The organism is Floricoccus tropicus (assembly GCF_001832905.1).
Classification (GTDB): domain Bacteria; phylum Bacillota; class Bacilli; order Lactobacillales; family Streptococcaceae; genus Floricoccus; species Floricoccus tropicus.
In genome coordinates this window covers 1-1495 of sequence record NZ_MKIR01000007.1, presented here as the reverse complement: position 1 = coordinate 1495, position 1495 = coordinate 1, and the positions used below count along the sequence as shown (strand labels likewise).

Below are 1495 nucleotides of genomic sequence, written 5' to 3'. Positions count from 1 at the left end.
GGCTCTTTGTCAACTGTTGTGGGTGTATAAAATATCTGCTCAGTTAATAAGAGTTTAGGTAGCACGATTATCGTGCTACTTTTTTTGTTTACAGCGTTAAATTTCCTTGTACAATCATTATTCTTCTCTTAAAGTTATCAAAGTTGCTATATCCATAAGATATTCTCTTTATCACTTTAATATTGTTGTTCATAGCTTCAAGCCTACCATTACTATATGGAAGCATTATTGCATTTTGAATATCATTGTTAAATCTTCTAAAAGTCTTAATTACAGTTTTAAATCTTGAATCAATATCATTCCTCTGTTCTGATATTATCATCTTCCAAAGATCTATATCGCGTCTCTTTATAGCACCCAAAATATCTTGATAGATTTTATAATGCTTATGAAGTTTAGGAGAATTAGAAAAGATCGTATCTAGAATGTGAGATTCAGTAGTAAGTCCTTTAACACCTATGAAATGTTTATAGTTAGAGTAGTTGATTAATTCGCTATCTTTTAGGATCATTTTCCAATATCTCTTAAATAATCTATATATCTTCTTATCCTCTGGGTTAGAATTATTAAATCTCTTCATTTCAGTTATTCTAATCTGATTAAGAGCACGATTAATATGTTGGACAATATGAAATCTATCAATGACAATCGATGCATTAGGAAAAATCTTTTTAATTAAATATTTGTAAGGTGCATACATATCCATAACTATATATTTAACTTTAGCTCTTTGTTTATATGAGTAGTTGAAAAAATGCTTTTTAATATCTTCGGCTTTCCTGCTGTTAAGAATATCAATAATATTTCCTTTGACTCCATCCATATAGATAAAGGCCATAGAAGATTTACAATCTTTAGTTGCCTTGAATTCATCAAAGTGAATTACCTGAGGAAGGTTTGAGAATGTATTTCTAGCAAGTTTGTAGTAAGATTTGAATACTCTATAAACAGTTGAAGTTGAAACTAGATTGTCTTTAGCAATATCTTTAATTGATTTCTTATCTTTTAAATCAATTGCAATAGAGTGTTTAACATCTTGAGATACATGACAGTTTTTCATAACAATATTAGTTTTACTTGTTTTAGTAGCACCACATCTTTTACATTTGTATCTACATTTCTTTAATCTAAGATATGTTCTATATTTGAAGGCAGGAGTAAGTAGAATATCAGAGGTGAAGTATCCATGTTTAATCCAGCTCCTCTTATCAGCCTTACATTTACATCTTTGAGGTAATCTAGATAATGAGGCAAGAACAATAGTGCAATTAATATTCTTTATTGATTCATTAATAATCTCACCAGTAAAAGTAATCTTTTGGTCTTCAATTCTTAATAGATTTCTGATAGAATCATTATTGAGCATATGTCTTTTCTCCTGTGGAATGTTTTTGTCGTTATTAACTATTCTAGCAGAGAGTCATATGCTTTTTTTATTTGTATCAAAAAAAGTGTGAATGGTTTTTAACCACCCACACTAGAAATTATAGAGCCA

At 29.0% G+C, this 1495-nt stretch carries 1 protein-coding gene; it reads right to left on the bottom strand.

Annotated elements, in window-relative coordinates; genetic code table 11:
- Positions 1–88: 88 nt before the first annotated feature.
- Entirely contained in the window at positions 89–1366 is a 1278-nt protein-coding gene (locus BG261_RS03545; protein ID WP_070791810.1) for an ISL3 family transposase, read from the bottom strand.
- Between the last annotated feature and the right edge of the window lie 129 nt (positions 1367–1495).